Annotated in this window: 25 protein-coding genes; 16 read left to right on the top strand and 9 right to left on the bottom strand. The window is 52.3% G+C overall.

The annotated features are described in order from the left end of the window. The first annotated feature begins 209 nt into the window (after window positions 1-209). The 10 genes from H6F94_RS09825 (at window position 210) to ndhD1 (ending at window position 10,049) form a co-directional block, all read left to right on the top strand. The gene (locus H6F94_RS09825) at window positions 210-908 is read left to right on the top strand and encodes a V4R domain-containing protein (RefSeq protein ID WP_396426425.1); all 699 of its coding nucleotides are present in this window, start codon (window positions 210-212) and stop codon (window positions 906-908) included. Beyond that, window positions 905-1,255 carry a hypothetical protein gene (locus H6F94_RS09820; RefSeq protein WP_190802057.1) on the top strand — a complete coding sequence of 117 codons (351 nt, stop codon included), beginning with the start codon at window positions 905-907 and terminating at the stop codon, window positions 1,253-1,255. The genes H6F94_RS09825 and H6F94_RS09820 overlap by 4 nt, the downstream gene beginning before the upstream one ends. Before the next feature lie 8 nt (window positions 1,256-1,263). Beyond that, window positions 1,264-1,749, top strand: a complete 486-nt coding sequence (locus tag H6F94_RS09815) for a bilin-binding protein (protein WP_190802056.1) — start codon at window positions 1,264-1,266, stop codon at window positions 1,747-1,749. A gap of 14 nt (window positions 1,750-1,763) precedes the next feature. After that, window positions 1,764-2,231: a bilin-binding protein gene (locus H6F94_RS09810; protein ID WP_190802055.1), complete on the top strand. Its 468-nt coding sequence runs from the start codon at window positions 1,764-1,766 to the stop codon at window positions 2,229-2,231. 11 nt (window positions 2,232-2,242) lie between these two features. Further along, window positions 2,243-2,899 carry a V4R domain-containing protein gene (locus H6F94_RS09805; protein WP_190802054.1) on the top strand — a complete coding sequence of 219 codons (657 nt, stop codon included), beginning with the start codon at window positions 2,243-2,245 and terminating at the stop codon, window positions 2,897-2,899. Window positions 2,900-2,982: 83 nt separating this feature from the next. Next, window positions 2,983-4,872 carry a serine/threonine-protein kinase gene (locus H6F94_RS09800; protein WP_313949258.1) on the top strand — a complete coding sequence of 630 codons (1,890 nt, stop codon included), beginning with the start codon at window positions 2,983-2,985 and terminating at the stop codon, window positions 4,870-4,872. 54 nt (window positions 4,873-4,926) lie between these two features. Continuing rightward, window positions 4,927-5,640 carry an NnrU family protein gene (locus H6F94_RS09795; RefSeq protein ID WP_190802053.1) on the top strand — a complete coding sequence of 238 codons (714 nt, stop codon included), beginning with the start codon at window positions 4,927-4,929 and terminating at the stop codon, window positions 5,638-5,640. 45 nt (window positions 5,641-5,685) lie between these two features. Continuing rightward, window positions 5,686-6,033, top strand: a complete 348-nt coding sequence (locus H6F94_RS09790; protein ID WP_190802052.1) for a thioredoxin family protein — start codon at window positions 5,686-5,688, stop codon at window positions 6,031-6,033. A 321-nt stretch (window positions 6,034-6,354) separates the two neighbouring features. Continuing rightward, window positions 6,355-8,409, top strand: coding sequence for an NAD(P)H-quinone oxidoreductase subunit 5 (locus H6F94_RS09785; protein ID WP_190802051.1), 2,055 nt, complete (start codon window positions 6,355-6,357; stop codon window positions 8,407-8,409). Between the two features lie 14 nt (window positions 8,410-8,423). Continuing rightward, a complete protein-coding gene (gene ndhD1, locus H6F94_RS09780) occupies window positions 8,424-10,049 on the top strand; it encodes a photosynthetic/respiratory NAD(P)H-quinone oxidoreductase subunit D1 (protein ID WP_190802050.1) in 1,626 nt (541 codons plus the stop codon). 149 nt (window positions 10,050-10,198) lie between these two features. Here the strand turns inward: ndhD1 and sppA are convergent, their stop codons facing one another. Together sppA and H6F94_RS09770 are read right to left on the bottom strand one after the other, a co-directional pair. Further along, the gene (gene sppA / locus H6F94_RS09775; RefSeq protein WP_242041087.1) at window positions 10,199-11,206 is read right to left on the bottom strand and encodes a signal peptide peptidase SppA; all 1,008 of its coding nucleotides are present in this window, start codon (window positions 11,204-11,206) and stop codon (window positions 10,199-10,201) included. Window positions 11,207-11,240: 34 nt separating this feature from the next. Further along, window positions 11,241-12,569 carry an FGGY-family carbohydrate kinase gene (locus H6F94_RS09770; RefSeq protein ID WP_190802049.1) on the bottom strand — a complete coding sequence of 443 codons (1,329 nt, stop codon included), beginning with the start codon at window positions 12,567-12,569 and terminating at the stop codon, window positions 11,241-11,243. A 39-nt stretch (window positions 12,570-12,608) separates the two neighbouring features. Here H6F94_RS09770 and H6F94_RS09765 point away from each other — a divergent pair, with 39 nt between their 5' ends. After that, the gene (locus H6F94_RS09765; RefSeq protein WP_190802048.1) at window positions 12,609-12,932 is read left to right on the top strand and encodes a DUF1825 family protein; all 324 of its coding nucleotides are present in this window, start codon (window positions 12,609-12,611) and stop codon (window positions 12,930-12,932) included. A 425-nt stretch (window positions 12,933-13,357) separates the two neighbouring features. Here H6F94_RS09765 and H6F94_RS09760 read toward each other — a convergent pair whose 3' ends face one another. Then, window positions 13,358-14,380, bottom strand: a complete 1,023-nt coding sequence (locus H6F94_RS09760) for an adenosine deaminase (protein ID WP_190802047.1) — start codon at window positions 14,378-14,380, stop codon at window positions 13,358-13,360. A gap of 99 nt (window positions 14,381-14,479) precedes the next feature. Beyond that, entirely contained in the window at window positions 14,480-15,205 is a 726-nt protein-coding gene (rpaA, locus tag H6F94_RS09755; RefSeq protein ID WP_190802422.1) for a two component system response regulator RpaA, read from the bottom strand. A 443-nt stretch (window positions 15,206-15,648) separates the two neighbouring features. On the opposite strand from rpaA, the gene H6F94_RS09750 reads away from it, so the two are divergent. Beyond that, the gene (locus H6F94_RS09750; RefSeq protein ID WP_190802046.1) at window positions 15,649-16,347 is read left to right on the top strand and encodes a sirohydrochlorin chelatase; all 699 of its coding nucleotides are present in this window, start codon (window positions 15,649-15,651) and stop codon (window positions 16,345-16,347) included. Here H6F94_RS09750 and H6F94_RS09745 read toward each other — a convergent pair. The 5 genes from H6F94_RS09745 to H6F94_RS09725 all read right to left on the bottom strand — a co-directional run bounded on the left by H6F94_RS09745 (window position 16,298) and on the right by H6F94_RS09725 (window position 20,070). Further along, the gene (locus tag H6F94_RS09745; protein WP_190802045.1) at window positions 16,298-16,972 is read right to left on the bottom strand and encodes a hypothetical protein; all 675 of its coding nucleotides are present in this window, start codon (window positions 16,970-16,972) and stop codon (window positions 16,298-16,300) included. The genes H6F94_RS09750 and H6F94_RS09745 overlap by 50 nt on opposite strands. After that, window positions 16,941-18,200, bottom strand: coding sequence for an urease accessory protein UreH domain-containing protein (locus H6F94_RS09740; protein ID WP_190802044.1), 1,260 nt, complete (start codon window positions 18,198-18,200; stop codon window positions 16,941-16,943). Before H6F94_RS09740 ends, H6F94_RS09745 begins: the two co-directional genes overlap by 32 nt. A 79-nt stretch (window positions 18,201-18,279) precedes the next feature. Then, entirely contained in the window at window positions 18,280-19,116 is an 837-nt protein-coding gene (locus H6F94_RS09735; protein ID WP_190802043.1) for a Tab2 family RNA-binding protein, read from the bottom strand. A 96-nt stretch (window positions 19,117-19,212) separates the two neighbouring features. After that, a complete protein-coding gene (locus H6F94_RS09730; RefSeq protein WP_190802042.1) occupies window positions 19,213-19,521 on the bottom strand; it encodes a hypothetical protein in 309 nt (102 codons plus the stop codon). A gap of 162 nt (window positions 19,522-19,683) precedes the next feature. Beyond that, on the bottom strand, window positions 19,684-20,070 hold the full coding sequence (locus H6F94_RS09725; protein ID WP_190802041.1) for a hypothetical protein: 387 nt from the start codon (window positions 20,068-20,070) through the stop codon (window positions 19,684-19,686). A gap of 269 nt (window positions 20,071-20,339) precedes the next feature. Between H6F94_RS09725 and H6F94_RS09720 the strand changes: the two genes are divergently transcribed. From H6F94_RS09720 to H6F94_RS09705, 4 genes are all read left to right on the top strand, one after another. Then, window positions 20,340-20,930, top strand: a complete 591-nt coding sequence (locus H6F94_RS09720; RefSeq protein ID WP_190802040.1) for a phycobiliprotein lyase — start codon at window positions 20,340-20,342, stop codon at window positions 20,928-20,930. 56 nt (window positions 20,931-20,986) lie between these two features. Continuing rightward, the gene (locus H6F94_RS09715; protein WP_190802039.1) at window positions 20,987-21,850 is read left to right on the top strand and encodes a hypothetical protein; all 864 of its coding nucleotides are present in this window, start codon (window positions 20,987-20,989) and stop codon (window positions 21,848-21,850) included. A gap of 1,126 nt (window positions 21,851-22,976) precedes the next feature. After that, a complete protein-coding gene (locus H6F94_RS09710; RefSeq protein ID WP_190802038.1) occupies window positions 22,977-24,077 on the top strand; it encodes a glycosyltransferase in 1,101 nt (366 codons plus the stop codon). Window positions 24,078-24,110: 33 nt separating this feature from the next. Continuing rightward, window positions 24,111-26,312, top strand: coding sequence for a GumC family protein (locus H6F94_RS09705; RefSeq protein WP_190802037.1), 2,202 nt, complete (start codon window positions 24,111-24,113; stop codon window positions 26,310-26,312). Window positions 26,313-26,363: the final 51 nt, after the last annotated feature.

The raw sequence follows: 26,363 nt of genomic DNA, 5'->3' as shown, positions 1-26,363 counted from the left end.
CGTTCCTATAGGGATAGTTAAGAAAATAGATTGCTGTGGCAAATTAAATCCAGGAAATTGAAGCTCAGCAACTGGAGTCAGCAGTCGTCTACCGATTCAGATGCTCGCTCAGCCTTCGACCTTGGCCCCCGCCTTTGCTTCTCAGTCATCTGCCTCTGCTGCACCTAACGGTTGGCGAAGTATCCAGTGAGTAATACAAGAGGAAACCCGTGACTGCAATTATCACTAGCCTAGACGGCGGCTCCACCAACCGTCCTAACGGCATCAAGCCCAAAAAACACAACCATTACAGTTTCAAAGACTTCTTCCAGTTCAGCCCTGAAGCTGGTCGAATCACCGACTGGAACGGTAGCCGTAATTTACTGACCAGTGAAGATTTTATTATCGGTTTGTTAGAGGGCCTTGAAGAAGAAGTAGGAGATGCCTCTGCCGCCATCATGTACACGATGGGCTGCGAGTGGGGCCGTAGTGACGCTGAGTTTTTTGAATCTTGGTTCGAACGAGAATTCAACCGACCAATGCGGCAAACAAACCTATTGTTTTTATTAGAAACCTGGTGGTGGCCGTTCACATCCCAAGGTTGGGGGCGTTGGGAAGTTGATGTCAGCGACCGTAAGCAAGGCTTCATGTTTATTAGCCTATTCGACTCAGCCGTAGCCCGAACATTGGGGGACGTTGGCAAACCTGTATGCCATCTCTATGCGGGTCTGTTCTCTGGCTTCTTCACTGCTTTAGTTCGTAAGCAACTGAGCTGCATTGAGATTCAGTGCTATTCAATGGGTGAAACCTATTGCAAGTTTCTACTTGGACGTCAGGACCGGATTGACGCAGTTTCTTTTTGGCAAAACGAGGGAGCGACAGCCCGTGACGTCGAGAAGCGTCTCAGAGATGGAGAGCGGCTCTCATGAGCACAGCAACCTTGTCTCAAAACGGGTTTCACCGTCAAGTCTCCATGGCCTCTGACTCTTCTAAACCTCAGAACAGTACAGCCTGGTTAAGCCAGAAAGTTGGCGTATTCCTGCAGGGCGTTAATTGGGAGGATCGACCTCCAGCCGTGCAGGTATTGGTTCAAGAGGCCAATACCTCTGGCCTTCCTCTCAGCCTGCGCCTAAAAGTCGGTCAGTTTTTTGAGGCAATTCCCTGGCAGGGAGGACCTTCTGCTCAACTGCCTCTGGTGATTCCTGCTACCCCCAACCTGCCGGTGGCCCGGTCGGCAGAAGACTTCACACTTGATGATTTCTCTGACGGCTTTTAGGAGCACTTATGTCTGTATTTACTAAGGAATTTAAGACCACGATTCAAGGGGCAGATGGTCGCTATCTCAATGCCGATGAGTTAGTGTCTCTAGAAGCTTATCTGTCCTCTTTTGCCTTGCGGATGCAAACTCATCAGTTGCTCCAAGAGCAGGAGTCTCTGATTGTCGAGCGCGTCATGGCTCGCTACTTGCGGCAGGATCCTAAACTTGATGCTCGCTTCGGTGCGGGTGCCGGGGAGAAGTGCATCCAGGACATGACCGAGGTGTTACGTTATAGCGCTGTGGCTTTGCTGCGCAATGACGAAGAGTATCTAAGAGAGAATCTGTTGTTCTGGCTCCAGACGATCATGCGGGCCTTGGAGAAGCAAGATACCTGCAACCTAGCCTATGGTTTGCTGCAAGAAGTGATTACTGAAACCCTGCCAGCGGACTCAGCTCGTCTAGCTAATCAATACATATCGATTGCCCATGAGATGCTGGGTAGCCCTAGCTAAAGGTCGTTAGAAGTATGAACTCAGAACTGGAAGTGATTTTTGATCAAGCTGAGGGGCGGTACCTCAAGCTTGAGGAACTAAAGTCCCTCGCGGGCTATGTCGGCTCTTTGCCTGAGCGAATTGAAGCCTACAAGCGTTTGCGCGATCGTGAGCTGGATATGGTGCAGCAGGTTGCGGATCAGATTCAGGTAAGCCTGCCTAGCGCCGAGGTTGAAGATTTGGAGCGAGGGATTAAAAACTTACTGGTGTCATTGCGGTATTGTGCGATGGCCATGCTGCTCAATGATGAAACCTTTCTCAGGGAACGTCTGCTGCACTGGTTGGAAGAGATTAATCGAGCTTTTGAGTTGCAAGCTATCAATGAAGCTCTTTACCGTTTGCTCAACCAGGGTTTGAAACAGGAACTCTCAGTTCCCCAATGGGAGCTGCTCCGTCCCTATATTGCGATTGCCCAAGCTGCTGTTGTTGCCCAACCCTGTTGAGGTTTTCTACTATGATTTCCGTCGCTGATTTACTAAAGGACAACCGGGCTCCGGGCAACTATTTCGCTCCTGCTAGCTATATTCGAGGCGATTTGGAGCTGGGCATTCTCGAAAATCGCCGAGGAGACCGGCTGCTAGCCCTACCTGAAACTCTGGTCCGCTCGATTTACGTGGGCTTGGAGCGGGAAACAGGGCAGGCTTCTCGTCTAGTGCTCTTTAATTGTGGGCGCTGGTGGGGCAAAAACTTCTTCGCTCGTTTTTCTGAGGAAGTGAGTGACTACTATGGCGTGAGCCTCAACGAAATGGAGATGGCTCTGTTCTTGCAATGTCTGCGGGAATGCTGGGTGGCCCATGGCTGGGGCAAGCTGGACTTCGAACGCAGCTACGAGCAGCGAGGTTTCTTGGTTCTGACGACTACGGGCTCGCCCTTCGCTGAGCAGATGCAGAACAGTACCCGAATGTCCTGTGCGCTGGAAGCAGGTATTTTGAGTTCCTTCTTCTCACAGCTCACAGGTCGCAGCTTGCACTGTGTACAGACGAGTTGTGAGTCGATCGGCGCTCCCACTAACCACTTTGTAGTGGGCCTCAAAGAAAGGCTAGCTCCAGTAGAAGCGTTCTTGGGAGAAGGGCTAGACCACGCTAGTATCATGGCGCGGCTTTGTCCATAACTTCTCAATCTTCAAGGCTGGAATTGGACGCTGAGCTCCTCTGATGCTTCATCATCTACCCTAGCGCTCTCTGCTAATTTCCCGTGGCCCAGCGTTCTGACATGCAGCTTCCGGCCTCTCGCTACCGCATCCTCTGCTTGGTTGGGCGGGGCCAATTTGGTCGGGTGTATGTAGCGCGGCATCGTGTGAGCGGACGTCTGGTGGCGCTGAAGGAATTGGATCAAATCCGCTTTCCAACCAATAAGTTCTTGCGGGAACTACGCTTCCTGTTGTCACTCCGCCATCCCAATATCGTGGCTTGCGAGGCGCTGGAGCACACCCGAACAGGCCGCTATCTAGTGATGGACTACTGCGAAGGCGGTACACTGCGGGCGTTGGTGCAAGAAGATGTTCGGCTCTCTTTGCCCGTTGTTCTGAACTTGACCTGTGAGGTGTTGGTTGGTTTGAAACAGGCCCACCAACAGGGGATTATTCACTGTGATATTAAGCCTGAGAATATTCTGCTCAATCTGAGTCCGACTAGCTGGACCGCTCGAATCTCGGATTTTGGTATTGCTCGTTTAGGACAAGAACTAGAGGCAGCAACTCGGTCGGGAGTCGGCCGGAGCAGAACGGTTGAAGATAGCAGTCAAGGCAACACGGGCTCTCCCGCCTACATGGCTCCTGAGCGTTTTTATGGCGAGTTTTCCGTCTGCTCCGATTTGTATGCAGTCGGGATTATGCTCTACGAAATGCTACTGGGACGACGACCTTTTTCGGGGATGCCAGCTGAGTTGATGAGTGCGCATCTCAACCAGCCAGTGGAACTGCCCCTGAGCTTGGATGAGCCGTTGCGAGAAGTTCTGCACACGGCTCTGCAAAAGCTACCAGCTCGTCGCTTCAAGTCAGCAGAGCAAATGCTGGTGGCATTGCGAGAGTGTACTGTCAGGCTTAAACAAGCTGCCCTACCTCAATTGGAGACAGGCGTACCTTTGGTGCCGCGTCAATTGTTGGCCCCTTTGGACCTAACGTCTAGTCGAGCTGAGCAATGGCAGCAGCAGCCCTTGCGCCTGCCGTTGACTGCCCTGCAAGTGATAGCTCCAGCAAGCGATACACCGCTGCTCTGCTGGGCTGCTAAAACTCAGGTCGGCTGGCGATCTCTAACTTCTTTATTTGAGTTTGAACCAGCATTCAGTTGCTCTCAGCTTACAGAGCAGCCGGATTCATCAAAAACTGAATCCAGTCTAGAACGAATTCCGGTGGTGGACCTTCACGCTGAGGTTCGCTCGCTCCACTTGAGCTCCCAGGGCTGCTATGCCACCACCCAGGAAGGCGTGTATCAAGTACAGCCATGGGCTGCTTGTCGTCCTTTGATCGAAAAGCAGCAGGACCTGGTTGGCGCCCTTGACCCAGATGGACGCTGGTTGGCAGTCGCTTCGCGCCAGGTGCTCACCTTACTTTCCCCCCTGAGCGGTCGCCTGATTCGCCAGTTGAGTTTGCCAGAATCAACCTACTTGCCCTCCTTGAATGTTCTGGATCGGCACCACTTAGCAATAGTCTGTGGTGGGGAACAGTCGCAAATCCAAGTGCTTTCCCGACGGGGTAATTGCATGGAGAAGTTTGACCTACCCATGCCTATCACTCAAGCTGTGACCGGTCGTGTTCCGTACCATCTTCTAGCTGCGAGTCCCCGAGAGCCCAAAACTCTGTTGCTGATTGACTTAAAAGCATTTCAGGTTCGCCGTCTATTTTTAGGCTACCTACCCACTTTGCTCCAGAGCACACCCTGGGGTTACATTGCTGCTGGAGCTCGTCAGACACTGACCTTGCTAGACCCTGTAGGACAAATTGTTGGCAACCTGACCCTAGCAGGACAACCTACAGCAGTCATTGCTCATGGACCCCATCATCTGCTAGTTGCGACTTGGGCTGGCACTCAGGGTAGGCTGTATTACCTGGATCTCTCGCGACTGGAGCTAGAGCTGCTTTTTTGAGCCTAGGTATCCTCTACGCTGGATCTGGTTTTCGCCGGTGCGTTGGTTACTCTCATGCTCGACTTCCCTGATCTGCGGTCTCACCTGGTGATGGCAGGGCTGCTGCTAGCGTTTGCGATGGTGCACAGTGGTCTAGCGGCGCTGCGTCTACGGGTTGAGAAGCACACCGGGCCCAGGTTATACCGAGTGCTGTTTGCCTTAGTGAGTATAAGTCTGGCATTGGTGCTGCTGATCTACTTCTTTAATCATCGCTACGATGGCCTGCAACTTTGGCAGGTGCAGGGCGTGCCTGGTGTGCACGCGCTGGTGCTGGCGCTGTCAGCAATATCGTTTCTGTTTCTGTATCCGGCGACCTTTAATCTTTTGGAGATCGCCGCGATCGAGAAGCCGCAAGTCCACCTATATGAGACTGGGATCATTCGTGTGAGCCGCCATCCTCAGATGGTCGGACAGGTTATCTGGTGCCTAGCTCATACACTCTGGGTGGGGTCTTCCTTCATGGTGCTGACCTCAGTAGGGTTGATTGCACACCATCTATTTGGGGTTTGGCATGGGGATCGTCGCTTACAGCTGCGTTATGGCGAAGCGTTTATGGCAGTGAAGGCCAGAACTTCTGTTGTACCGATGGCTGCAGTGTTGCGAGGAGACCAAGTTTTGCAGTGGCAGGAGTTTCTCAAGCCTGCTTATCTAGGCGTTCTCATTTTTGTCATAGGACTTTATTGGTTACATCCGCTACTAATCCGTGCAGCAACCGGAGTTCACTGGTAGCATGATCCCAAAGACGGATTTAAAGCGGGTTTAGCATAGAGCGGTATGTTTCTGCCGGTCAGCGATGAAACGTTTGTACAGGAAGTTTTAGCAGCCGACCTGCCGGTCCTTGTTTACTTCTGGGCGCCCTGGTGTGGTCTATGTCGGATGAGCAATCCGCTATTGACTCGATTTGAGAGCGAGTGGGGGGATCAGCTCAAGCTGGTTCGTATCAACGCTGATGAAAATTTCCGGCTGGCTAATGAATACCGCCTGAAGACGATTCCAGCGCTGATGCTATTTGCAGAAGGCAAGCTAGTTCATCGTCTGTCGGGATTTAGTGACCGCGAAGATCTGCGGATTGCGTTGGAGGAATTGGTGGCAGCCAAGCCAGTTCCAATTAAAATCTATTGATGTCAAATCTCTAAGTTTGGCTGGCTTGAGTTCAGATTAGATGACCTGAGTTCAGTCCAGTCCCAGGGGATTGTGCCCATCAAACTCAGCCAGGATGAGCGTACAGCAATGAATTTGCTGTCGTTTTCATCATGAATGTGGTCTCCGGTACAGATAGGTATTCTTCCGGAAGAAAGAAGAAAGGGTTCCTAGGAGCACTACTAGACTGAGTTTAGAATGATGAGGGCTTTGCCTAGGTATTGTGGCGTAGCTACTATCTCCTCCCTAACCCCTTCTGCTTAGTTTCTAAATTGTGCAAGTGAAAGTTTGTAGGCGCGAGCAATGGAATTGATATACCAGTACGCCTGGCTTGTCCCGGTCCTGCCCTTGGCGAGTGCCTTTGTAATTGGGCTTGGGCTGATCTCGTTTAACCGCGTGACCAATGGCCTGCGACAAGCCAACGCAACGTTAGCGATTAGCTCAATCGGGGCAGCCATGGGGCTGTCCTTTGCCATCTTGTACAGCCAGTTTTCTGGGCATCCCCCCTACGAATGGACATTCGAATGGGCATCGGCTGGAGATTTCCACCTGCGGATGGGTTTCATCATCGACCATCTCAGCAGCTTAATGCTGGTGATCGTGACCACGGTGGCTTTTCTGGTGATGCTTTACACCGATGGCTACATGGCTCACGACCCGAGCTATGTCCGCTTTTATGCCTACTTAAGCCTATTTAGTTCTTCGATGCTGGGGCTGGTGATTAGTCCCAATCTGGTTCAGGTCTATATCTTCTGGGAACTGGTGGGCATGTGTTCCTACCTGCTCATCGGTTTCTGGTTTGACCGTCCAGAAGCAGCGGATGCTTGCCAAAAGGCGTTTGTGGTGAACCGAGTCGGCGACTTTGGTTTGCTGCTGGGCTTACTGAGCCTTTACTGGACGACTGGCAGCTTCGAATTTGAGGGGATGGGTGAAGGGCTACGGGCTGCGGTTGAGTCAGGCTCATTGAGCTTAGGACTGGCTACCCTGTTTGCCATTCTGGTGTTTATGGGTCCAGCTGCTAAGTCAGCGCAATTCCCTCTACATGTGTGGTTGCCTGACGCTATGGCAGGCCCGACGCCGATCTCGGCGCTGATCCACGCGGCCACGATGGTAGCTGCGGGCGTGTTTCTAATTGCCCGCATGTTCCCTGTGTTTGAAGTGGTACCAGGGGCAATGGACGTCATCGCTTGGACGGGAGCAGCCACTGCCTTTTTAGGCGCCAGCATTGCAATTACCCAAAACGACATCAAGAAAGGACTGGCTTACTCCACGGTTTCGCAGCTGGGTTACATGGTGATGGCGATGGGTGTAGGTGCCTATGGTGCCGGCCTCTTCCACCTGATGACCCATGCTTACTTCAAAGCCATGCTGTTTTTGGGCTCTGGCTCTGTGATTCATGGTATGGAGTCGGTAGTTGGCCACGATCCAGATGTCGCCCAAGACATGCGCGTGATGGGTGGCCTCCGCAAATACATGCCGGTTACGGCAACCACCTTTTTGATCGGTACGCTGGCGATCTCTGGTATCCCACCATTTGCAGGTTTCTGGTCTAAGGATGCCGTTTTGGGCGCAGCCTTTGCTGCTAACCCTGTTCTTTGGGGCATTGCTTATCTGACTGCTGGGATCACGGCGTTCTACATGTTCCGCATGTACTTCATGACCTTTGAGGGGCCGTTCAGAGGGACAGAGCCAAACCTGGTGCACGATGTCAAGTTGCAGAACTCTAGCGTCTTGGCGCCTGCCTTTGGACCGGGTGCTATGGATCCCAAAGAGCTAGAGCACGATGCGCATGATGCGCACGACGGTCATCATGCCAGTGAACCTCATGAATCTCCCTGGACAATGACCTTGCCCCTGGCGATTCTGGCAGTTCCCTCAATTGCCATCGGTTTGCTGGGAACTCCCTTTGGCAACTACTTCGAGGCGTTTATTCATGCTCCTGGCGAGGAACTAGCCGAACATGGGGAATCGCTCAGTGAGTTTGCAGTTCTAGCAGGCAGCTCGGTAGGCATCTCTCTGTTGGGGATCTCCCTGGCAACTCTGATGTACCTACAGGGCAAGATCGACCCGGCCAAGATTGCCAAATCGATTGAGCCGCTCTACCAGCTCTCGAAGCACAAGTGGTACTTCGATGAGGTTTACGATTTTCTGTTCGTTCAGGGTTCGCGACGCACGGCGCGCGGAGTCTTGGAAGTGGACCAGAAAATTGTGGATGGCGTTGTGAACCTGGCTGGGTTCGTGACTCTGGTAACAGGTGAAGCCCTTAAATACTTCGAAAATGGCCGTGCTCAGTTCTATGCCTTAGTCATTTTTGTGGCGGTGTTGGGTTTAGTGATTGCCTCTGGAATTTCCGGTTAGGAACAACGTTTTGTATGGATCTCAACCTGCCTGAATTTTCAAACTTTCCCTGGCTGACCACATCAATTTTGTTGCCTGTGGTCGCCTCTCTTTTCATTCCTCTAGTTCCAGATAAGGGGGATGGGCGAACCATTCGCTGGTATGCGCTAGTGGTTGGTCTGATCGACTTTGCCCTGCTGGTCTATGCCTTCTACACGGAATACGACTTCTCAGAGCCAGGTTTGCAACTGTGGGAGAGTTACTCCTGGGTGCCTCAACTGGGCTTGAAGTGGTCGGTGGGCGCTGATGGCCTATCAATGCCGTTGATCTTGCTGACCGGTTTCATCACCACCTTGGCGATCCTGGCATCCTGGCCGGTTACGTTGAAGCCGCGTCTGTTCTACTTTCTGATGTTGGCAATGTACGGCGGCCAGATTGGCGTCTTTGCCGTGCAGGATATGCTCCTGTTCTTCCTGATGTGGGAACTGGAGCTGATTCCGGTGTATCTTCTCCTGTCAATTTGGGGAGGGAAGAAGCGCCTCTACGCAGCAACCAAGTTCATCCTGTACACCGCAGGCGGCTCGCTGTTCATCCTGGTCGCTGCTCTGGCTATGGCCTTTTATGGCGATACCGTCAGCTTTGATATGACCACACTGGCGGGCAAAGACTACCCGATGACCTTCCAGTTGCTGGCCTATGCTGGTTTTCTGATTGCCTACGCTGTAAAGCTGCCAATCTTTCCCCTACACACCTGGCTGCCGGATGCTCACGGTGAAGCCACGGCGCCAGTGCACATGCTACTGGCAGGCATTCTGCTGAAGATGGGTGGCTATGCCTTGCTGCGCATGAACGTTGGCATGTTGCCAGAAGCTCATGTTTATTTCGCTCCGGTTCTGGTGATTTTGGGGGTAGTGAACATCATCTATGCGGCGTTAACTTCCTGGGCGCAGCGGAATTTGAAGCGAAAGATCGCCTACTCCTCGATTTCGCACATGGGCTTCGTGCTGATTGGCATGGGCTCGTTTAGCGATCTGGGGACCAGCGGTGCCATGCTGCAAATGATCTCTCACGGGCTGATCGGGGCGTCGCTGTTCTTCCTAGTGGGCGCTACCTATGACCGCACGCATACCCTGATCCTGAGTGAGATGGGTGGTGTTGCGAAGAAGATGCCTAAGGTCTTCGCGATGTTCACCGCCTGCTCAATGGCTTCGCTAGCATTACCGGGCATGAGTGGCTTCGTTGCCGAGGTCATGGTCTTTGTAGGCTTTGCCACCAGTGACGCCTACAGTAACCCCTTCAAGTTGGTGATCATCCTACTGGCTGCGGTGGGTGTGATTCTGACGCCGATCTACCTGCTGGCCATGCTGCGAGAGATCTTCTACGGGCCTGAGAACAAGGCATTGGTAGAACACGAGGTCTTGGTAGATGCAGAACCCCGTGAAGTATTCATCATTGCCTGCCTGCTGATTCCCATTATTGGCATTGGCTTCTATCCCAAGATGATCACCCAGGTCTACGACGCAACCACTCAAAAATTGGTCGCTCAACTGCGTGAAGCAGCCCCTCTAACGGCACAGCTACCCCCTGCTTTAAGAGGAGCTTACAGCAGCTCTTACGCTACTAACAAATTAACGGCTCCCCAAATTAGCAGTCTGGAGTGAGACTAAGCCGGTCGCTTGGTTGAATTCATCCGGCTAACAAAAGCCCCTTCCTGAATAGGAAGGGGCTTTTGACGTCTTCACAACGCCTGCTTACAACATCAAATTGATCGCGTCAATACAATTAGCAGTACACAGTGGGTACTCTAGGGCTACTCCGACAGGGGCGCTGGCAGTAGAAGAGGTTGCGGAAAATTACTTTGCCAAAGGGGCAACTCTGGTTGGGAAACCAACCCCTGACCCTTCAAGAACAACCCGAATAGTTGCTCTAGCACCTTTGAAGGCCCAAGACCTAGATTGCTAGAACTCTGACTTAGCAGACCGCCAAAGAGATCTTGAAAACCGGGTCGGCTCTTCACAAGCGGCAAGTCTTTGTTCTTAGCCAATGTTCGTAGAGCTTCAGTGGCGTCGTCAAGCGTGCCGATTTCATCAACCAGACCGTTAGCTTTAGCTTGAGTGCCAGTATAGATCCGCCCGTCGGCCAGAGCCCGGACCTTATCCTCTGGTAAGTTGCGTGCCTGAGCAACATCCCGCACAAATTGCCCATAGGTATCGCTAAGCAAATTCTGCAAGAGAGTCCGCTCTGCTTCTGATACCGAACGATTGGGCGAGAGAATATCTTTGTAGGGGCCAGTTTTAAATGTTTGTGGCTGAACGCCAACCCGATTGAGCAATTCCTGTACGTTGTAGCTGCTGAGGATCACGCCAATACTGCCAGTTAGCGTGCCAGCATTGGCATAGATTTTATTAGCTGCACTCGCTATGTAGTAGCCGCCGCTTGCTGCTGTGTCTAACATGCTGACCACAACTGGCTTTTTCTCCCGCAGCTTGAGCAGGGCATGATACAGCTCCTGACTAACCGCTACTGTGCCACCGGGCGAATTAACCGTTAGCAAGACGCCTTTGACCCGCTCCTCATCAAGCAGTTTCAAGGCTCGGTCCCGAATTCCTAAAGCGCTATTGGGGCCAAAGCTGCCACCGCTAATCTGTCCTTCTAGCTCCAGCAGCTCTAGCCGATCGCGATTGGTATTCTGCAAGGCCGACAAATCAATGGCGGCTTCTTGAGCCTGGCGGCGTTGAATGCCCAAGGCTGCCGCGATGAAGCAGACAAAGAGTAAGGCTAGGGCAATAAGCCGATTCAACTGCATGGTTTTGAACATTGATTTCGGTGCGGTTCCATTCAATATCTCACCTTCAGCTTGCAACCTCAGGAAGGCCAACTGCCTGTTTGAACTTCTGGTAAGCTTTGGCATACCATGCTACCCAATCGCTTTCCGGCTTGACCTCGAGGCCGGGCTGAATCAAGCGCTCGGTTGCCTTCTGTACAGAGCATTTCCAGTAACCCGCTGCAGCTAACACGGCTGCCCCCATGGCAGGTTCGGGCCGTGCGGGTAGGACCAGGCTACGGTTGAGGACGCTGGCTCGAATCTTCAACCAGCGAGGACTCCGGCAACCCCCTCCCGTCGTGTACACGGGTCCGGTTTGCTGCACCCCCAGCTCCGCTAAACGCTCCAACCCCAGCCGTTCAACGAAGGCGACTCCTTCCAGCAGGGCGGCGTAGGACAGTGGTTTGGGCAGAAAGCCAGCGAATTCAGGGTCCAAGATCGGAAATCGCTCTCCTGGTTCAGCCAGCGGATAACAGACTTGGCCGCTGGGAATCTGAGCTTGCTCGTCCAGAAGGGCAAAATTCTGGTCAGGGAAAAAATGTCCTAGTACAACACCCCCACAGGATGAGGCCGCTCCGGGTAGCCAGCTATTTCTGTCTGGGTGTAAGTGTGAATAGACAGTGCCATCTGCAGTGCTGATCTGGTTAAGACTGACCCCTTTGAAAATCAAAGTAGTTCCTAGAGAAGTGCAGACCTGCCCTGGGGCAACGGCTCCCGTAGCCAGCTGTCCAGCACAACCATCGGTTGTGCCTGCGACTAGCAGCAGGTTGCCCTGTTGTCCAATTACTGTCCCTGGAGCAATCACTTTGGGGAACTTAGCCATGTCAGCATTGTGTGCAGCTGTCGCTGACCAGTCATATTGGGCAGGGTCAAAACCACTTTTAAGCGCACAGTTGTGGTCAGTGAAACCGGATTCTGCACCCAAATGCACCAGCAAGAAATCGCTGGGATGAGCTAGAAAGCTCTGAGGATACAGGTCGGGATAAGTTTCTTGCCACCAAAGCCACTTGGCCAGGCCCCAACTTGTGGGAATGCCCAAGCGCTGAGCCTGCTCTCGGCCTGCTGGGTCGCAATACAACAAAGCCGGTCCCAAAGCTTGGCCACTCTGGTCAACCGGGATGATGCTCCCAGAGGTGCTGCACACCGAGAGGGCGCGAATTGCATAGTCCTGAGATGAGACCTTCAGCTCATGCAAGATTTGATCAAGGCCTGACTTCCAAATTTCGGGACGATTTTGGTCGCTCGTCCAGGTCTGTTGGGCTTGCGCCACAACAGCACCGGTCGTGTTGAGCACCACCCCTCTGAGGCCTGAAGTTCCGAGGTCAATCCCTACGAAGGCATTGGACTGGGTTAGCATGAAAGAACCCAAGGAAAATCAACGTATACCGCCAAAACGATGGGATTCTTTGATTCTGAAATCGTTCAGCAGGAAGCCAAGCAGTTGTTTCAAGACTACCAGTCGTTGATGCAGCTTGGCGGTAGCTACGGCAAGTTTGACCGTGAGGGCAAGAAGCTCTACATCGAGCAAATGGAAACCATGATGGAGCGCTACCGCATCTTTATGAAGCGGTTTGAGCTTTCCGATGATTTCATGGCTCAGATGACGGTCAACCAGCTGCAAACTCAGCTCAACAGCTTTGGCATTACGCCTCAGCAGATGTTTGACCAAATGCACACAACGTTAGAGCGTATGAGGTCTGAGCTTGAGGCTCAGGCTTAGCTCCGATCTGAGGTTTGACCCTAAGGTTTGATAGGTAGAGCCTCACTCTGAAGATTGAACAGCATGATCTTTGGACTTATGAAAAAAGTCAGAAAATCCTGGAAGAGAGCCGCTTTGCGCGATTAAAACTTCTGATTTGACTAGTCTGAGTTGCTGACGCTCCACTGCTAGTTGGCAAAAGAAGTCAACAAGTAAGGCTGTGCTGCAAAACTTAGCTCAGCGGCTTGCCACCTGCTAAAGTGTACCCCTCTACCTTCCTAGATCTGGAGCTAGATCTAGGAAGGTAGAGGGCTGTCATGTTTGAAGAAACCCAAAATGACTACAACTGCTGGTCAACTTCCAAGAACCTGTAGGTGAGATCCTATGGGCTCTATACTTTTCGTTACTCTGTGCGATATTGCTGCAAATCAGACAGCTTAGCTAAGTTACTGAGCAGCAACATCCAGCAAGCCAGTTAGCAGCCGCTCTGGTCTTTGGGTGTGGGGCCAGGCAAAGGCATGGCGGAAAGCCGCATCCTGACAGGTCTTCAACTCCTCGAAGCCAATCACGTCTAGGGTCAGCAGATTTTCATACTCAAATTGCAGCCGGACATTGTGCAGACCGGCATTATCGGTACAAATGGCAATATCAACCCCTGCTTCAAAGCAGCGATCGAACACGCTCTTGAGTTCCTGAAGGTTTGAGAGGGTGCCTGTTTTGACGTAGGTGGTCGGACAAATCTCTAAGCACTGGCCAGCTCGGGCAACCTGAGGCAGCAGTTCTGGATGACGTAGCGGAATCTGAATGCCATGACCGATACGCATCAGATAAGGCAGTAGCTCAGGATAGCAGCCATCTGGTGTTTCGTATAGATGCCCAGTGGTCTTGATGCCTAGTTCACGAGCGTAGCGGTATAGCTGCACGAACTCATCCAACCGCTCTGCATAGTGAGCATCACCACCCGCTAGATCAACGGCGCAGACATACTCGCGTTTTGCCGCAGCTAAATCAACAATTGCTCGGTTGACTTCGTAGGGCAGCCGGGAATGCATGCAGAGGATCTGACTGGTCACAATCGGATACTCGTGCTGACTGCTGGCCGCACCAACGATATCCACAATTTGTGCCATCTGATCAATACGCTCGTGCTGGCTCAGGCGCTCATCGGTGCGCAAGTAGGGCGTGTAGCGTAATTCCAGATAGGCCAAGTTCTCGAAAATGTAAGCTCCCCGAATCAGCCGGTAGATGAAATAGGGGAGGGCCTCAGCCGTTTGCACCTGCTCAACAACCGTGTGGAGCTCTAGATACTCATCCAAAGTGTTGCGAGGCCGAGTGTAAAACTCCTCAAAACTCTCATACTCCGGGAACCGCTGGGCTAGGGTATGTCCGCTGCGGTGGAAGTAGCGCCACAAAATCCGGGGAACTACAGACCCCCCTAAGTGGCGGTGAAGATCGGCATAAAGTGTCAAGGGAACCTCCCGGAGTGCATGTTCGCCGGTTCCCTCTAATGTAACGAATTGCTGCTAGAACCCTGCTTAAGAATTCTCTATTCAACAGCTACTGAATGCCTACTGAGCAGCAACCTCAGCTGAGACACTGGGCAGTTCTAGACAGTAGCCAGCCCCATAGACTGTTTTGATGTAGCGGGGGTGGCGGGGATCCGGCTCCAGTTTGGTGCGCAAATGCCGGATATGGACCCGAATGGTTTCAATGTCGTCGTCCGGATCGTAGCCCCAAACTTCCTTCAGGATTTCGCTGGGTGAGACTGTCTGGCCGTGGCGTTGCAGTAGACAGTGCAGTAGCTCAAACTCTAGATGGGTCAGCTTGACTGTTTTATCAAACCAAACCGCCTCGAAGCGTTCGGGCACCAGAGTTAGAGGCCCGTAGTTAAGAATCTCACTATGCTTGGCTGCCTGCGGAATGCGGTCGGTGCGCCGTAGCAGAGCCCGGACCCGAGCCAACATTTCCTCAACCTCAAAGGGTTTGGTGAGGTAGTCATCGGCACCTGCATTAAAGCCTTCGACTTTGTCCTGAGTTTGTGACAGAGCCGTCAGCATCACCACGGGGATATCAGCAGTGCGCTCATCCCGACGTAACCGTTGACAAACTGTAAAACCATCAACCCGAGGCAGCATCAGGTCCAGGATGATCAAGTCTGGCACCAGTTGCAGCGCAAGCGCTTGTCCTTTGATGCCATCATCCGCCTGAGAAACGTCATAGCCGGCCATCTCCAGGTTGACAGCCACTAGTTCCAGAATCGAAGGGTCGTCATCAATGACGAGGATCCGAGGCATCATCAAGTTTGTTTAAGAAGTGGGTACCAGTAAAGCAAAGAAACGTATGAAAACTGCAGGTGTTTCTAAGTAAGATTATACCGACTCGTTCACGCAGTGTCGGTTGGAGCGTTGCTCTTCCCTCAAGCCTCTGACCTAAAAGCCCAGGTGTCACGGTGCTGCTGAAGCGCCTCGCTATTAAAACCGTGCCTGGAATATATAAGACTCATTTGGCAAATACCTCAGGTCAGCGGAGATTGAGGCAAAAGATTGGGGGTAGTAAATACTCAGTCCTTCAGACTCTACAGCCCCAGTTCTACCCAGGCAACCCTAACTGCCTTGGTCAGGCTGGTCCCTTTGAACTGCTTGCTCGCTGGTCAGTCTCACACCAACTGACCCTCAGCTGACCCACTAATTTGTCGCAAAATGGGCAAGGCAAGCTGTCTCTTTCTAATGACTTTTCTATGGCTTCTGAGTTTGCCTGCTTCCTAGTGATTCACGGAAGCCCTGATCCCCGTCCACAGGCAGCTCTAGACACTTTGATTGAACGGCATAGGGCAGATTTTGCCTTTTGTGGCGGCGGCGCGCTGGAATGTCAGCCGCTCTCTCTTGCTGAGCAATTAGTGATATTTGGTCAACGAGCACTGACTTTAGAGCTGCGGCAAGTGCGAATTCTGCCGCTGTTTCTGCTGCCTGGGGTACATGTGCAGGAGGATATTCCAGCTGCGGTAGCCGAAGCTCAACAACTGTTACCAGAGATGCAGTTCTCAATCTCACCCCATCTGGGCAGTAGCCCCGAGATGCTGCCACTGGTTCAGCAAGCTATGCAGCAGGCGACGGCAACGCGAGCGGTTGACCGTTGGATTTTGCTCTCTCACGGTAGCCGACGGCCAAGTGCTAACCAGCCCGTTGAGATTCTGGCTCAACAGTTGGGTGCAACTCCTGCCTACTGGTCTGTGCCACCGCTCTTCGGCAGCGTTCTCGCACATCTATCTCAATCAGCGCAATCACAGCATTTGGGTGTGCTGACTTATTTTCTGTTCCCAGGCACAATCACCGACACAATTCAGTCACAGCTGCCTACTGATGTAGTCATGACTGAGCCCCTATACCCTACTGCGACCCTGATTCGGAATCTGGCGAGTCGGGAGTTGGTTGTTTAGATCTAACCCGACTGAAACCAAAGCCCAGTATCCCTAGCCCCAATACAACTGCCAAACCCATCCAAATTGGCAGAGTAGAGTTGGCCCTAGTCTCTCGCGCTGCTGTGGCCGCCGGTTCAACTGCTTGGGCCGTGGCTCCAGCTTGAGAACTGGGTACTGTAGCTGCTCCAGCCCTGACCGTTACTGCAAAGTCCAGCTCAAAGGGAGCAAACGAGGCTCCAGCTGCTGGGGTACCGCTAATCTCCAGCTCATAAGCTCCTGCCTCTGGAAATATAATGTCTGCCCCTGGAATGCCCTGATACTGACCAACGGTCACAGCGCGCAGGCTAGGTTCCAGCAAGGGTTTGCCCTCAGATTGAGACTTAGCGTAAACCTTCAGCTTGCAATCGCACTGTGCCAACGGCAGAATTTGACCGCCCGATCGAGTTAGCGCCACCCAGGCCAGCGTAGACTTGCCCGCTTGAGGGTTGTCATTCGGCTCAACGTGCAGGGTGCCACCAACGTCTATAGAGGTTTTGACTTCGTGAGCCTGGCTTGGGGTTGCCAACAAGACGAGCAGCGAAGCGCCAATCAGCCTTTGGATCCAGACAGGATTACTTGATCGAGGGAGGCGAAGGTGCCGCATAAAGTTTGCCCAGAGAGAAGAGTGACCAAAACCAGGAACAGCGGACCAGTAAAGCTAAAAGAGTGACGCCGATCAGCACCACTAAGCGGACTTGGGTAGCAATGGTTGCCTCGAAGCTGCCCAAATAGTGTGAGCCGAGCAAACCGGTATGCAGGACAGCCAAAATTAGTGCTGGCAAACTCAACAAATGGATTTGTCGCCATTGCACTCCGAGGCGTTTCATCCAGCTGTCAAAACTAGTCAAGGCCGCTGGTATGAGCAGGAGCAGAGCCAAAAAACCGGCCCCCATGCCCAAGCGATGCCAGGGCAGCATAAAAGATAGAGCTCTGAAATTCCAACCCAGAACGTGATCTATCATGTGAGCGCTGTGAGCCAACGCCAGCACAAACCCGCCCACCCCTAAAGCCCGGCGATACCGTAGAGGCTGCGGCCAGAGCTTGCTAATAGGACGGGCAACCAGTGCTGCTAACAGGCACAACAGGGCAGCATGGCCGGTGTAGTCGGTCATGGGATCGCCTGTGCGCAGTAGGGTTAAAACACCAATGCTGATCGTGACCCAGCCACCCAGACGAAATAACTGGCTACGCCGATTGGCACTGACAAGAGCACTGGAAACCCCGACCCCTAACATGACCGGCAGCGTCCCCAACCCAAACGCGAATAGGGTTGCTCCGCCCGCCCAGATACTACTGGTTTCAGCTGCCTTAATCTGAGCTGCGTATAAAAAGCCACAGGGCATCAATCCCCAGGCAACACCCAGCAATGCTGGCGTCCACCAGGATTGTTGACTAGAAAGCTTAGCCATGAGCGAACTCAGCCGAGTATGCAGGCCGCCGTAGGTTAATCGATGCAGCAGAGGAAGCCGAGGAATTAGCGTAGGTGCTACCTGCCCCAGCCCAAACCAGATCAGCATCCCTCCAGTCAGAATTGCAATGGCCCGACGTACGCTGCTATCAATACCCGCACCCTGGCCTCCGGCTACCAATACCGAACTGAGCGCCCCAATTGCGGCACCGATCAGGACATAGCTTAGGATTCGCCCCAAGTTGAGGAGACCATGAAAGTAGAGCTGCTGTTGCCAGCTCGGTCTAAGGTTGGGTGTCTGGTTTAGCCTGTTCTGCTGATCTTGAGACAGAGAAAAGGCTACGGCTAGGGGACCGCACATGCCTGCACAATGTCCAAAGCTTCCCAAAAAGCCTAGGGCGGTGACCAGCAACAGGTCTAGCACGGTGTTCTGCTCACTGCGAAGTTCTGCCAGACAACCAGTGTCCTATCCTAGCAGAACTCTCCTCTTAGTGGAGACTCCTTTAGGCTTGACCTGGTAGCTCAGCTTGGAGCAGCCAAAAGCCGGTGCAGGTCATGCCTGAGTCATCGGGCAGAATGCTGAGGAAATGCAGTCCCTGCGTAGAGGCCTTGCGCTCCTCAAATCGCTGTCCTGCTGTGCTCACTTCTGAATCTTCAAAAGTTGCCAGCACCCAGCGCTCGACTAACCCGGCTTCTAGAAGCAGCCCATCCGGCTCACCCGTTTTGTATTGCAGCGAGACTGGAGAGGCTTCAGCAAGCCAGCGAGCCAGGTTTAAGGACTGCCGGCCTGCGTAAATCACGACACCCGGGATCTGCGCAGCAGGATTTAGAGTCAGCGGGTTAGGCAAACTTAAAAACGGAATCGGTCTCTCCCGAAAAGCTTCAATCGCAGCAGTGCTCAAGGCTGCGAACTGCCAGCTCTCCCCCCAAAGCTTCTCGGGCAAGGGCTCAGGCGGTGGTTTTTGTAGCTCTAGCGGAGCGTAAGGCTCTTGAGTATATCCCTCCATATGGGGATACACCGTGCGAGCACGCTCCTGGAGCCAGGCTTTCAGATCCGAACTGCGCCGGTCTGGCCGAACTGGCAAGTCCAGAGAGCGAGCCGCTGCTTCTAGTAGGTTTAAGGTTTGTGGTCTAAATGCACCTAAGTACTCAGGCTTCTGATTCGACGACTCTGCAAGGGCCTGGGTTAACTGCTGTGTCAGCCAAGCAGCTGTTGCCTCTGACTGACTGCACCAGGCCACATAGCGCAATGATTCACTCCAAATTAGGAGTTCCCATTGAGGTTGACCCCTAGGATCACGGCAGGGACGGCGATAAAAGTCAACGCTCCAGAAGCTCACCACACCCTTCCCAACTGAGACTGAACCGCTCAATTCTAGGATGTGTGCAGCGAAGTTTCAGAGCCCGAGGGCAGTGCTGACCCTGAGCCTTAACTCTCAAGCTTTACGGGTGAACAGGCGCTCGGGTTCTGAACTGCGAGGATCCCGCACGAGCACCGACTCAAAACCTTGACGCAGCAGCCAACCCGCGAAAATGGGCGCGCAACCTGAGGCATCGTAGGTCAAGTTGAACGAAAGGTTGACGGTGACATCATCACTCTGCTCAATACGAGAAACAGCCGGATCACTGTTGAGCTTGAGCAATGCCTGTAGCGCCGCCACATCGGGAATTCGAGCAAAATGAATGCGCAGCTTGTTCAGGGCTGGCAGCACGATAATGGCGACAGCATACTTAGGGTTGAACATACGGATCGTCCTGCGACTGAGTCGTGAGAGCTGAGGTTAGCTAACTATTCCAGCTCCGCCTCGCACGTCCGGGTGCTTTGAGGCTAGTGACAATCCTTCAAACAACCCTCAAATAATGCAGCCCTTAGAGATACCCGCTAAGAATTCCCCCAATTAAGGAATTCACTGGGGGATTCGATGGGAGAGTAGCTGTTCCTCAAGCGCAGCAATGCGATTGTAGGCAGCGGTAAGCTGAGCGGTGAGGCGCTGCAACTGAATCTCGGGTGCCAATTCCCGTTCGCCGCCCGTGCTGTAGCGCCCTGACGGGCTGTCATCTACCAACACATCCTTATGCTCCAGGGCCGCTTGCATCGGGCCTGCCTGCTGCCGAGCACGGAAAGCTAGCACCTGACTCTCCAGGGAATCTGTAATTTCTGGCTCATCCGGGGACTGAGCTTCGAGCTGGATTTGCACTGCCTCTGCAATTCGCTCTGGCAGACGATCAATGACAGCCTGAAGCGCATCGATTTTGCTACTCAGGGCTGCTACTTGCTTCTTGAGAATATCCATTAAGAGCCACTCAACCTTGCTTTTTATCCTAGTGAATCCTGCCTCAAAATATGGTGCATTTCTGAATCATTTAACTTTTGATAACGGTGGGTTGTGAAAATTATCATTTTCACTCATAAAACAGCTGCCCTTAAGGAGGGTGGATTTGCCAAAGAACTTGTTTAATTCCAATTTTGAAGTTGCAGAGCCTCTAAAAAAAGCTCTGTGGTTACCAAAGATTAAAGTGAACGAGAGAGTTAAAATTGCGTTGACCATCACTTTGACGGGAAATGCTGAGCTTTGAGGAGTTTTTTGTTGCCTGCTCCGGTGTTTGGACTACGGAGCGTACTTATCACTACCTGACTACAGGTGAGGTTGAGCGCTCCTACACTGAGTTCCGCGCTGATCCCCTAGCTCTTGAGCAAAAACAGCAAATTCTGCAGGCAACAGCTCACACATCAGATCCATCAGCCAGTGCTGCACAAGGCTCAGCACTACACAAGTTTGATGACGCCCCTGGCTTTGCCATTTCTTTCGAAACGCGTTCGGAGAAAGGAGAAGAGGTATCTATGCAATTACGAGCGCTTTTTTTGCCAGCTACTGACCCAATTCCAGGTCAGGAAATCCGGGGTGAATACTTGCGGGACAAAGGATACAGCGAAACAGGTGCAATTATTGGCCAGTTTTACTATCGACCAGAGCGCCAAGCCTTGGAGATGACAACGGCCTATAGCCGCTCGATATCAGTAGACCAAATGCGTTTTGTGCGTCCTGATCTGCGCTTGCGCACGATTATTACTTATGAACGTCCGCCTGAGGGGCAGCTGCCCTCCCTTGTTCAACTAGTAGGCTTTGGGGTGGAGCGTAAGCAGGCGGCTTAAGCGAGGATAATAGCCTGGAAACGTAGATTATTCGTCTCAGGCAGGAATCGAACCCCGTGAAGTCCGACTTGGATGCTATTGAGCACGTCCTCGAGCAGGTACAAGCCCTAGCTCAGCAAATCCATCACCGTCTGGTGAAACAGTCATCCTCGAGTCGGTGGAGCCGTCCTGGTTACAGCCGCCCTCAACGACCTCAGCACCAAACTCGCCGCTTTGAGAGTCAGCCTCAGTACCGAGACCAACCTGATCGCAGAGAAATTACTGCCAGTCAGATCTTGAGCAGTAGCCTGAGCCGTCGAGGTCTAAAAGTCCGTCGGAGCAGTCCAAGTAGCTTTTGGCTAGAGTCGGTCGCGCTCTCGGTCTACTGCCTCGGCCAACCCGCTTCTAGGCAGGCAGTGCAAGCGCTGAGCGCTCAGGCTCGACAGCAAGGTGCTAGGACCTTGCTGCTTTTGACCTTTGGAAGCCATGGCTTTCGAACTCAAAGGCTTACTCTAGCCCCAATAACCTCCACTTCTGCCCCATTGCTTTCCTCTGGTGGTGAGGCAACTGGCTTGGAGCCGCTTGAGCCGGATCTAGCTGGATTAGAACCAGTGGCATCAAGTCCGGCCATATCAGATCCGACTACACCAGCGTCAGTGTTACCCAAGCCAACCGCTTTGGGAGAACCAGAAGTGCTTCCCGATCCCTGGGACAGCTCACCGGAGCCACTGCCAGTGACCTTATCCCCAATTCCAATTGCAGCTGTAGATGTTGATCCGGCGGTAGAACCAGCTCCTGTGGCTAGATCAGCTTCGAGAGTTCGGCCTAATTACACGGGTGCTCCTTCCGGCGGGTCGCGTAGCAGTTCTCAGCGCTCTAAACCAACCAACTGGATAAAGCGTCTCTGCCAAAGAATTTTTAAGCGTCGCGCCAAGCGCTAAAGGCTCTACCTAAATAGCAGACATCCTCAACAGTTACTGAAGGCACTCCCTGAGGTAGACGATTAACAAGGGGTAAAGCAGCAGTAATTTGTCAAGTAACTCAGACATAGTTTTGCATAAGAGCCGCTCTTATAGACGCATGAAAGCATGGTAAGCAGGGCACTGCTAGTACATCAGAGCAGGGTAGCAACCACAGTTCATAAAGCATTAATCACCAGAGGCTATCCAAAGATGCATCCGGAAATGTGCGCAGGTCTAATGAAGATTAGGAAGGAGACGAAGAAAAAACTAAGTACAATTCCGGATGCGAAATCACTGACAGAAATTGGAAAAATCTGTGAAGATTTTCTAAGGGGCCATCCGGAAAAACGCGCAGCTCTATGAAGACTGTGTAGGAGGCGATTGAGAATGACTCAGGAAAACTACGGGTAAAGTACCATGCGATACATGGAAGCAAAGTACGTCAGGGTGAGACGTGCCGAGCCATCTACCAAGTTGACGCAATAGGTTAATCAGTTCCCTCTGAACTGATTCTCCAAATCTTGAAAAGGCGCACAGTCAACCGTTTAGGGCTATCTACCATTCTTCCAGGCAATCTCGCAGACGCTTAGATGAATATCCTGATGATGCTCAAACAGCTTTCCCTAGGTCTAGCGACTATCTCTGAGTCTAGCTTTAGCCGATGGTAACTCTGACTTTATCTTTTCAGAGCATAACTCCATCAAATATTACCCGGAAATGAATAAAATTCAAGGCCAACCGTAACTTAATTTTTCAGAGGCAGCCGTTGCCGCTGTTCAGTTGAAGTTGCCAAAGATTTTCCCATCTGCTTAGACAGACGCCTAGAGCGAACTGAGTGGATCTGGGTAGCCGCTGCAGCTATTGATGTTACTCAATCTTGTTCCTCTAGCGATTGCAAACCGGGGGAGCTTCCCAACCGGACCTCTAGAGTTAGGTACAACCTGTGCTACCCGATCCCGAGCTGGATGGGGATTGCTGAGGCATACCTTCCATCTGCTTAGACAGACGCTTAGAGCGAACTAGGTAGATCTGGATAGCTGATATTACTGTTGGCCTTCAACTTGTATTGGCTGTCCGTGTAGCCCTAGTACACTTGTGTTGAACTATGAAGATTGCGCTAGTCCATGATTACTTAACCCAACGAGGTGGAGCAGAGCGTGTTTTCGAACTGCTTTGTAAGCGCTATCCCGAGGCAGATGTCTTTACCTCTTTGTATGATCCAGAACAGACCATTGACTTGAATGAACGTCTAGTTCGTACAACCTTCCTGCAGAATATTCCAGGCGCAGCCAAATACTTTAGGTTAATGGCTCCCTTCTACTTCCCAGCCTTTCGATCTTTGGATTTGCAAGACTATGATCTGATCGTTAGCAGCAGCACCAGTTTTGCTAAAGCAGTTCGCAAAAGACCTGGGGCCAAACATATTTGTTTCTGCCACAACGTTACTCGTTTTCTTTGGGACACGCAGACCTATCTGCGCGAGTACGGAGACTACAGATACTTCTACCCTTTGCTTGAAAGGGTTTTTCAAATGATGCGCAAAGCAGATTTGGCCTATTCCCAGGAGCCAGATCTCTATGTGGCTAACTCTAGCACGGTCGTTAGAAGAATTCGCCAAACATACAATAAAAAAGCACTCTTAGTTCACTATCCCATCAATGATAGGAGGTTCGTATTTTCAGAGGAGAAGGATGATTTTTATCTGGCTTCGGCCCGCTTGATCAGCTACAAACGCATCGACGTGATTGTCGAAGCCTTTAACTGGCTAGGCTGGCCGCTCGTGATTATGGGCGAAGGGCCTGAGCGGGAACGGCTAGAAGCTAAAGCATTGAGAAACATTCGCTTTCTCGGTCACGTCAGTGATACAGAACGGGCGAACTTGCTGGCGCGTGCCCACTCAGTGATTGTCGCCGCCCTAGAGGACTACGGATTGGTCCCAGTGGAAGCCAATGTAAGCGGCACACCAGTGATTGCATATGGGGCAGGCGGTGTTCTAGATACCCAGATACCTGGGAAGACAGGCGTCTTTTTCAATCGGCAAACCCCTGATGCCTTGCAAGTTGCTCTGCTAAATGCAAGCGAAATCCAATGGGACTACGACCAAATTCGTCATCATGCTCTTAACCAGTTCTCAGAGGATGTTTTCTTCAGCAAGATTGAAAGAATCATTGAAGAAACCTGTGGTCTGCACCAGTTAAGAATCTGAGGTGGCGAAAATTTTAACCTGGAGAGATGCGCGATGACAATGAACATGGACGCGGGTACCGAAACATCTATTGACTATGGACAGATCGTTGCAGTTCTACTGCGTCGTAAATTTTGGTTGATTGGTGGATTCTTTAGTGTCCTCGCTATTGCCGTTTTCATTGCTCTTACCGCTGAACCCTCCTATAAAAGCTACATGCAGCTTCTGGTTGAGCCTAACTACCAAGGTAAGAAAGAGGGAGGAGGTGCAGAGAGCCAATTTGCTGACACAACAGTTCAGATTGACTACGCAACCCAACTCAATCTCATGCGAAGCTCCCAGCTCATCCAACGAGCGGTGGACCTACTGCGACCAGAATACCCAACGATTAGTATTGCCGAAATCAAGAGCGCTTTGCTCCTGAACCAGGTGTCAGAGGGTAAAACCAGTACTAATATTTTTCAGGCAACCTACACCGATAGCGATCCTGTTAAAGCCCAAAAAGTTCTGCAAGCAATGCAGAAAGTTTATAAGGACTACAATCAGGAGCAGCAAAAACAGCGCTTAGAAAGAGGTCTGAGCTTCATTAACGATCAGCTGCCTACAGTACGCAGAAGTGTGATTAAAGCTGAGAGCAACCTTGAGAAATTCCGTAAAAACCAGAACCTGATTGACCCAGGTCAACAGTCCGCTGCTATTGCCACTGCTCTCAACGCGATTGAGCAAGAGCGCCGAGTGATTAGTGTTCAGTATCAGGAGTCTCAAGCTCGTTATAAAACCCTTCAAGAGCAGCTCTCCCGTTCACCCCAGGACGCTCTCCTCGCTTCACGCTTGAGCCAATCGCCTCGCTATCAGGCGTTGCTCAATGAAATTCAAAAGACCGAACTCGCACTGGCCCAAGAACGGTTACGTTTCGCAGATAGCTGGCCCCCAGTGCAAAAGCTGTTAGACCAGCGTAAAAGCCAACTGGCACTCTTACAAGCTGAAGCAGCGCGGGTCTTGGGCGAGAGTGATTCCAGCCAAGTGCCTGATGTAGGCGATCGCCTGCTCACCGAGGGGCAATACGGCAGTGGTGACCAGGGGCTGACCAGTCAACTGATTGATACGCAAACAGCACTGATTGCAATGCGGGCGCGAGATCAGAGCTTAGCGCAGGTGCAACAACAACTCCGGACAGAACTCAACCGTTTTCCTGGCTTACTTGCAGAGTATGACCGTCTACAACCGGAAGTAGACCTCAACCGGGGGACCTTACAGCAACTGCTTAAGGCCAAGCAGGAACTGGGCTTAGAGATTGCCCGCGGCGGTTTCGATTGGCAAGTGGTTGAGAGCCCGCGTTTGGGTGCATCAGCAGCATCAACTACAGGGCAGACTCTGATGCTAGGGGCAATCGCTGGGCTGATGCTGGGTGGTCTAGCTGCCTTTGGACGAGAGCTGATGGATGATGCAGTCCATAGCTCGGACGACCTCAAGAAGCAAGTCTCCCTGCCCCTGCTGGGTATAACTCCTGCACTGGTGGGCCAAGAGATCAGCGAACCAGGCATTAATCTGCCGTTCCGTAGACAGGAGGCCCTTGCCCCCTCAACCACTCAGGTTGTTTACTGGCCGCCTTTCCGCGAATCGCTGGACCTGATTTACAAGAACATTCAGCTGCTAAGTTCAGCCTTTCCCTTCAACTCCCTGGTCATTACTTCAGCTCTGGCTGGAGAAGGCAAGTCAACTCTGGCTTTAGGATTGGCTGTCAGTGCTGCGCGCTTGCATCAGAGGGTCTTGCTCATCGACGCTGACCTGCGTCGCCCCAGCCTGCACAAGCTGCTGAATCTACCCAACCATCAGGGGCTATCAACGCTCTTAGCAAGCGATACAGCCATGCCCAGCCAGGGAGGAATTCACCCTTCAGGCTCCTACATTGACATCCTGACTTCTGGACCAACACCGACAGATCCAGCCAAGCTGTTGAGTTCACGACGGATGGCGGAATTGATGGCAATGTTTGAGCAGAACTATGACCTGGTGTTGCTGGATGCACCACCGGTGCTGGGCATGGTTGATGCCATTCTGGCCGCCTCCTTCTGTAGCGGTGTCGTGATGGTCGGGCGAATTGGCCGAGTGACCCGCAGTGAGGTTGCTGAAGCCACCGCCATGCTGAATAAGTTGAACGTGATTGGTGTGGTTGCCAATGGCGCGACCAACTCCACGAACAGCTACTCGTCATACGGAAGAACGAACCGCGAGTCGACAGCGGTCGCCGGATAGATTCCGCGTTCCTGATCAGGGCTCTACCACTGCCAACTGATTCAGGTGAAT

The organism is Leptolyngbya sp. FACHB-261, assembly GCF_014696065.1.
GTDB lineage: Bacteria > Cyanobacteriota > Cyanobacteriia > FACHB-261 > FACHB-261 > FACHB-261.
This window is presented reverse-complemented; position numbering and strand designations above follow the sequence as displayed.